Origin of the sequence: Desulfosarcina sp., assembly GCF_046496365.1 — a bacterium.
Lineage (GTDB): Bacteria > Desulfobacterota > Desulfobacteria > Desulfobacterales > Desulfosarcinaceae > Desulfosarcina.
In genome coordinates, this window is sequence record NZ_JAWOHB010000088.1 from 1 (window position 1) to 7,212 (window position 7,212).

Consider the following 7,212-nt stretch of genomic DNA (forward strand, 5'->3'; position numbering starts at 1 on the left):
CTGATTACGAATCAGCTGCTCTACCAGCTGAGCTACGCCGGCTTAAAAACAGGGAAATCAAGTATAGTGTTTATGGACCAAATGCAAGCAAAAAGTAGATCGGATATGCTGATCCAGGCCATCGCCGAGCGCACCGGCCCTCTGGTTATCAGCGGAATCAGCGCAAGTGCCGGGGCCTATCTGGCAGCCGCCGTCAGACAACGGCTCAAAACCCCCGTGCTGGTGGTGACCGCTTCAACCAAGGCCGCCGAACAACGCCAGGCCGAAATCAATTTTTTTGGGGGGGTTACAGATACATCGGTCACTTTCTTTCCGTCGTACAACATTTCACCCTTCAAATTCATGTCCTACCACAACGAAACAGCGGCCCGACGCATTCGCGCGCTGTATGCCATGATCGAGGGCCATCAGGCGCAGGTGACGGTAACCACGGCCGCTGCGCTGCGCCAGCGGTTGATTCCCAGGTCTGTGCTGGCCGATTTTGCCGAACTGATCATTGCCGAAGAGGAGATCGAACCCGATCGGCTGGTAGCCAAGCTGGTGGCCGGCGGCTACAACCGCAGCGTCGTGGTGGAGGAACCGGGTGATTTTTGCGTTCGCGGCGGCATCATCGATATCTTTTCGCCCCTGTACGACAACCCCCTGCGTATCGAACTGTTCGGCGATTTTGTCGAAACCATCCGTTTTTTCTCCCCCGCCAGCCAGCGCAGCCAGGATCATGTGCACGAGGCGGTGATTCTGCCGGCCAGAGAAGTGACCCTGGAGAAGACCCAGCTGGATGCCATCGTCGGCCGGTTCCGCGCACGGGCGCTGGAACAGGAACTGCCGCGCACCACGGTCCGCGACATCGTTCAACGCATCAAGGAGCAGGGAGTTTTCCCCGGCATCGAAAGCCTTACCCCGCTGATCTACGACCGTCTGGACACCCTGTTCGACTACCTGCCGGACGATACGGTCATTCTGGTCGAAAACCCGCCGGAACTGGCTTCGGCCGCTGAAAAAAATACCCAGACCGCTCAGGTCAACCATGCCAAAGCCTGCAGCGGAAAACAGCTTTGCGTCGAACCGGCGGATCTGTTTTTAAGCTGGACGGAGATCAGCGCCGAACTGGCCCGCCGGGAGTCCATCTCCCTGGCGCCGCTGGCGGTGACGGGTTCGGGCGATCGCCTGACCCTGGACGCCGACGTCGCCGACAACAGCAACCTGGCGCTGGCCATGGACCTATCCAGGAAATCCGACCGGCCGGCCGCCCCGCTGGTCCAGTGGGTTGAGCTGCAGCGCGATGCGGGTCACACCATGGTGATGGTCTGTGAGACCGAACGTCAGGCAGCGCGGCTCTCATCCATCCTGGCCGGCCATGGCGTGGAAACGCTGACCGGCCAGCCGTTTGCGCGGAAACTCCCGGCGGGACAGGTAGTCATCTGCCTGGGCAGCCTGTCGGCGGGTTTTGCCTGGAGGGCGGACGGCCTCAGCGTGGTTACGGAAACCGAGATATTCGGTCCCCGGGTCAGACGACCCGGGCGCGGCAAAAAAGCCGTGCGAACCGAACTGCTGGCTTTTTCCGATCTCAAGCAGGGAGACCTGGTGGTCCATGACGAGCACGGCATTGGCCAGTACGAAGGGCTGGTCAAACTGACCCTGGAGGGAATGGTCAACGATTACCTCCTGATCGTCTACCGGGACGACGACCGGCTCTATCTGCCGGTGGACCGCATGGGCCTGATTCAAAAGTACATGGGCGTTGAAGGAATGATGCCGGCCCTGGACAAGATGGGCGGCCGGTCATGGGAGCGGGCCAAGGAAAAGGTTCGCCAGTCGGCTGAGAAGATCGCCGGTGAACTGCTTAGGATCTACGCCCAGCGGACCGTCAATGCCGGTCACGGTTACGGTGCAGCCGACAGCCAGTTTGCCGATTTCGAGGCGGATTTCCCTTACGAAGAGACTCCGGATCAGCTCAAGGCCATCGAAGATGTGCTCGAAGATATGCGCAACCCGAATCCCATGGACCGCCTCGTGTGCGGGGACGTGGGTTACGGCAAAACCGAAGTGGCCCTGCGGGCTTCATTTCTGGCTGTCAGCGAAGCCAAACAGGTGGCCATGCTGGTGCCCACCACCGTGCTCGCGGAACAGCACTACGCCACCTTTGTGCGACGCTTTGAGGCCTATCCGGTGAAAGTGGCCTGCCTGAGCCGCTTTCGATCCCGGGCCGACCAGCGCCAAATCGTGGCGGACGTTAAAAATGGCACCGTGGACATCGTCATCGGCACCCATCGTCTGCTCCAAAAAGATGTTATCTTTGCCGATCTGGGTCTGTTTATCATCGACGAGGAGCAGCGCTTCGGGGTCCGGCACAAGGAAAGACTCAAACGGTTGCGAACCACCGTGGATGTGCTCGCCCTCACGGCGACACCCATTCCCAGAACCCTGCATCTCTCCATGATGGGCATCCGGGACATCAGCGTCATTTCAACCCCGCCGGAGCAGCGCCATGCCATCATCACCTATGTGTGCGAATTCGACGACACCATCATCAGCGAAGCGATCCGCAGCGAAATGGCCAGGGGCGGCCAGATCTTCTTCGTGCACAACAATGTACACGCCATCGGCCGCATGGCCGACCATCTCCAGGCGCTGGTGCCCGAAGTGCGCCTGGCCGTGGCCCACGGTCAGATGGCCGAGGAGGATCTGGAGTCGGTGATGATCCGCTTCTTGGCCCGGGAAATTGACATGCTGGTGTGCACCACCATCATCGAGTCGGGCATCGATGTGGCCACGGCCAACACCATCTTGGTCAACCGGGCGGACCGCTTCGGTCTGGCCCAGATCTACCAGTTGCGCGGCAGGGTGGGCCGGTCCGATGAACAGGCCTACGCCTATCTGTTCATCCCTGGAGAGAGCCACCTGGGCAAGGATGCCCAGAAGCGCCTGAAAGTCCTCATGGAGCACAGTGACCTGGGATCCGGTTTTCAGATTGCCATGAACGATCTGAAAATCCGGGGAGGCGGAGCCATCCTGGGGGCATCCCAATCGGGCCACATTGCCGCCGTCGGGTACGACATGTTCCTCAAGCTCATGGAGGAGGCCGTGGCCCAGATAAAAGGGGAGCCCATAACCGAAGGCCTGGAGCCGGAGATCAACCTGCCCATGTCGGCCTACGTGGCCGAAGCCTATGTGGCCGATATCGACCAGCGGCTGTCGCTCTACCGCCGCCTGGCCAAGATGAATGACCTCAAGGAGATCGCCGCCATGAAGTTGGAGCTGGCCGATCGTTTCGGACCACTTCCCGAGGAGACGGAAAACCTCCTGCTCAAGATCATGCTGCGCGTCTTGTCGGTCCGCGCGGGCGTCAAGCGCCTGGACCTGTTCGGCAGCCAGTTGTCTCTTTCCTTCAGCGAGGCCCACCAGCGGCGGCCGTTGGGCATTATCCAGATGATCACCACCGGTAAGCAGCCCTACCAATTCACCCCTGATCATCAATTCAAGGCCGGTCTGGCAAAAGGGCCGCTGCGCGCCATGTTGGCCCAGGCGAAAAACATCTTGATCGAAATAGCGCAACATGTTAACTCCTGAACGCTTATGGGGAACATATTTAGAAAGGTTGCAATAAGTTATACATGTACCCGGATATCGTTTGCGCGTCGTCGTCCACCTGACGTCGCCCGTGCATATCGGGCCATCTGTGTTGGGTTGATGGTTTTATTGGCGGGGTGTTCCGCGCCGGACGACCCATCATCCCAGGAAACGGTGCTGATCCGCACCGATGGGCAGAGGGTTACCCTGGCGCAGTTCGAACGCGCCTTCGAGGCTGCCCGGATTGCCTACAGCGACAACCGGTCTGTGGATCCCCAGGTGCTTCAGGAAGCCCGCTTGCGCCTGTTGAACCAGATGGCTGAAGAGGCGGTCATCGACCGACGGGCCGACGAACTGGGAATCGAGCTGGATGACGTCGAATTGGAGGCGGGGATCCAGGCGATCAGAAAGGATTACCCGGAGGATGAATTCGAGCAGATGCTGCTGGAAAGTGCCATCCCCTACTCCCTGTGGAAGGACCGGCTGCGGACTCGCCTGCTCATGGAAAAGGTAGTGGACCAGGATCTGGTCCAAACGCTGACGATAACGGCCAAGGACATTGAAACTTACTACAAGGCCCACGAGGCGGAACTATCCGTCAAGGACGGAGAAGCGCCGGAGACGGATTTGAAGCGAATCATCGTGGAACAGCTCAGGCGCGAAAAAGTGGAAGCTGCCTACCCGCAATGGATGGATGCCTTGCGAATCCGTTACGGGGTGGAGATCAACTGGGATGTGTGGGGACGGTCCCAGGACCCTGATGGCGGCTCCGACAGTCAGGGAAAGGAATAATAGCCGTGAAGCGAAATCTGTATCTGAGTGTGCTGATCGGAATCTTGATATTGGTTTTCACCACCACGGCGACGGCATCCGCGGCGGCAGAGGTGCTTGACCGGATCGTGGCGGTGGTCAATGAAGACATCATTTTGCTGTCTGAACTCAAAGCGCGCATGGAACCCTATACCCAGCGCATCCGCCAGCAGGGATTCGACACGGACAAGGAACGGAAGATGCTCTTCAACGTCCGCGAGGAGATGCTCAACCGCCTGGTGGATGAAAAACTCACCGACCAGGAGATCACCCGCAATGACATCCAGGTGGATGAGGCGGAGGTTGACAGCACCATCGAACGCATCAAAGCGGCCAATTCCTTCACGGATGAGGATCTGCGCCGATTCCTGACGCAGGAACAGATGACGATGGAGCAATATCGGGAGAAGATAAAGGAGCAGGCACTGCGTACGCGGCTGGTCAATTACCAGGTGAAGTCCAAAATCGTTGTCACCGAAGAGGAAATCCGGTCGTACTATGACAGCCATCCGGAAGTATACGGCGGCAAGCGCCACTACCAGCTGCGCAACATCCTGATGCGGGTGCCGGATTTTTCCACCGAGGCTGAAAAACAGGCCGTACGGGAGCAGATGCAACAACTCCGGCATCGGGTCGAAACCGGGGAATCATTTGCCGATCTGGCAAGACAGTTCAGCCAGGGACCGGCTGCCGCGGACGGCGGAAATATCGGCGAGTTCGCCAAAGAGACCCTTTCCCCCCAGATTCAGTCGGCGCTGGACGGGTTGGAGCCTGGCCAGGCCACTGCAGTGTTGGATACGGATCTGGGTTTTCAGCTCTTTTTCGTGGAAGCGATCAACCGGACCGAAGGGAAACCCCTGGAAAGCGTAAGAGAAGAAATCCACCAGAAACTCTTTACCGAGGTGGTGGATAAAAAATTCCTCTCCTGGCTGGAGAGTCTGCGCAGCCAATCACACATCAAAATTATCAATTAGGATGGTGAACCTGCCCATCGGGTTCATAAATCCTGGATACAGCGGTTCTTCAATATGGAATCGGAAACCAGTCCGGATACATTCGGAAGCTATCTGAAAAGCTGCCGGGTTAAACAGAAAATGGCGATCGAAACGGTCGCCATACAAACAAAGATACCCGTCCACTGCCTCAGGGCAATCGAGGAGGGTGCACATGACCGGCTTCCTCAACGGGTCTATGTCAAGAGCTTCATCCGAACCTATGCCGCTGCCGTGGGGGCCAACGCGGACGTGGCAGCCGATCTCTACCTGGCGGATCTCAAGCTGCAGGAAACATCCGAACAGCAGAAGCTGAGGCGCCGGGAAAAGCTGCGGATGGTCCGCCGGGTGATTATGACCGCATGTGTTATCGTCGGCATGGTGTTGCTGCTGCGCTTCGGTGATTTTTTTCTGGACACTGCGCCGCTTCCGCCCACCGAGGCGCCGGTGCGCGTCAACCGGCCGGGGTCTTCAGCCACTGAAACCGCCGCAGCTGGAGATCGCCAGCCTGCCGCAAAGGCGCAGCGCATGCTCAAACTGAAGATCGTCGCGGTGGAGCAGACCTGGTTGAAAGTGATCGTGGACGGCCAGCATGCAAAGTCCTACAACCTGAAACCCGAGGAACGCCTGGAACTTGAAGGCACCGACAACTTCAATCTGATGATCGGAAATGCCACCGGGGTGCAGATATTTCTGGATGAGCGGCCCGTGAAGATCTTCGGCAGCAGCGGTCAGGTGGTGAGCCTGAAGATTCCTTGAACCCCGAAGCCTGCCAACCGTCGAAACCCAACCGCCGATAGACGGATGGGGGTCTGAGCGTAATCGCCCGTTGATTGTATTTAAAAATTTAAGAAAAGACATCCCATGGCGCAGGACCGACAAAAAATTCTGATTGTCAGTGTTAAACGGCTGTTGCGTCGGGGCGCCAGCAGTCGGCTGCGAAAAATCGTCAACAAGACCCATGGCGCCGATCTTTCGATCCTGTTCCGGGATTTGCCCCTCCAGGACCAGCGCCTTCTGTTCGACATGATTGACGATGTCGAACAGAAGGGAATCCTCTTCAGCGAACTGGATGAGGACCTGTTTGTTGAACTCATCGATGGCATGGACCCCGATGAAGTCGTCGCCATTTTGGAAGACATGCCCAACGACGATGTCGCCGACCTGCTCAACCAACTTCCCGATGAAACTGCCAACGGCCTGCTCAAGCGCATGAAAAAAGAAGGGTCCGACGAAGTCGAGGACCTCATGCGCTTCGAAGACGATACTGCCGGCGGCATCATGAACCCCGACTTTATCGCCTTGAATCAGGAAATCACCGCCAAAGAGGCCATCGAACGCATCCAGAAGGATTTTGCCGATGTAGAGATGCCCTTTTATCTCTATGCGGTGGACGAGTATGGCAAGCTCGTCGGGGTCTGTTCGCTGCGTCAACTCGTGGTGGTCAAACCCCAGACACCCTTGAAATCGTTCATGACCACCGACGTTCTTTCCGTGCAGACCCATATGGATCAAGAGGAAGTGGCCAAGCTGGTGGCCCGCTATGATATCCTGGCCGTACCGGTGGTGGATGAAAACAACCGGCTGGTGGGTATCGTCACCGTGGACGATGTCATCGATATTTTCCGCGAGGAGGCCACCGAAGACATCCTGAAGATGGCCGGTGTGGGCGAAGAGTTCATTGAAACACAAAGCATATTAAAAAGCACCCGCATACGCCTGCCCTGGCTCTTTGCCAGCTGTCTGGGCGGCATATTCGCTTTTTACGTCATCGGCCACTTCGAGGAGAGTTTGAGGCGGATCACTTACCTGGCGGCCTTCATCCCCGTCATCATGGGCA

At 57.9% G+C, this 7,212-nt stretch carries 5 protein-coding genes; all 5 read left to right on the forward strand.

The genetic code is table 11. The features are described from left to right. Positions 1-81: 81 nt before the first annotated feature. Entirely contained in the window at positions 82-3,570 is a 3,489-nt protein-coding gene (gene mfd / locus R6V78_RS07210; RefSeq protein WP_410288661.1) for a transcription-repair coupling factor, read from the forward strand. 120 nt (positions 3,571-3,690) lie between these two features. Continuing rightward, positions 3,691-4,362 carry a SurA N-terminal domain-containing protein gene (locus tag R6V78_RS07215; RefSeq protein ID WP_410288662.1) on the forward strand — a complete coding sequence of 224 codons (672 nt, stop codon included), beginning with the start codon at positions 3,691-3,693 and terminating at the stop codon, positions 4,360-4,362. A gap of 5 nt (positions 4,363-4,367) precedes the next feature. Further along, the gene (locus R6V78_RS07220) at positions 4,368-5,354 is read left to right on the forward strand and encodes a SurA N-terminal domain-containing protein (RefSeq protein ID WP_410288663.1); all 987 of its coding nucleotides are present in this window, start codon (positions 4,368-4,370) and stop codon (positions 5,352-5,354) included. 54 nt (positions 5,355-5,408) lie between these two features. Beyond that, entirely contained in the window at positions 5,409-6,131 is a 723-nt protein-coding gene (locus R6V78_RS07225; RefSeq protein ID WP_410288664.1) for a helix-turn-helix domain-containing protein, read from the forward strand. 105 nt (positions 6,132-6,236) lie between these two features. After that, on the forward strand, positions 6,237-7,212 hold a 976-nt coding region (gene mgtE / locus R6V78_RS07230), incomplete at its 3' end, for a magnesium transporter (RefSeq protein ID WP_410288665.1).

Bases quoted from the DNA above. Each gene is read 5' to 3' on its own strand.
- mfd (WP_410288661.1), top strand. From the start codon at position 82: ATGCAAGCAAAAAGTAGATCGGATATGCTGATCCAGGCCATCGCCGAG.
- R6V78_RS07215 (WP_410288662.1), top strand. From the start codon at position 3,691: ATGGTTTTATTGGCGGGGTGTTCCGCGCCGGACGACCCATCATCCCAG.
- R6V78_RS07225 (WP_410288664.1), top strand. From the start codon at position 5,409: ATGGAATCGGAAACCAGTCCGGATACATTCGGAAGCTATCTGAAAAGC.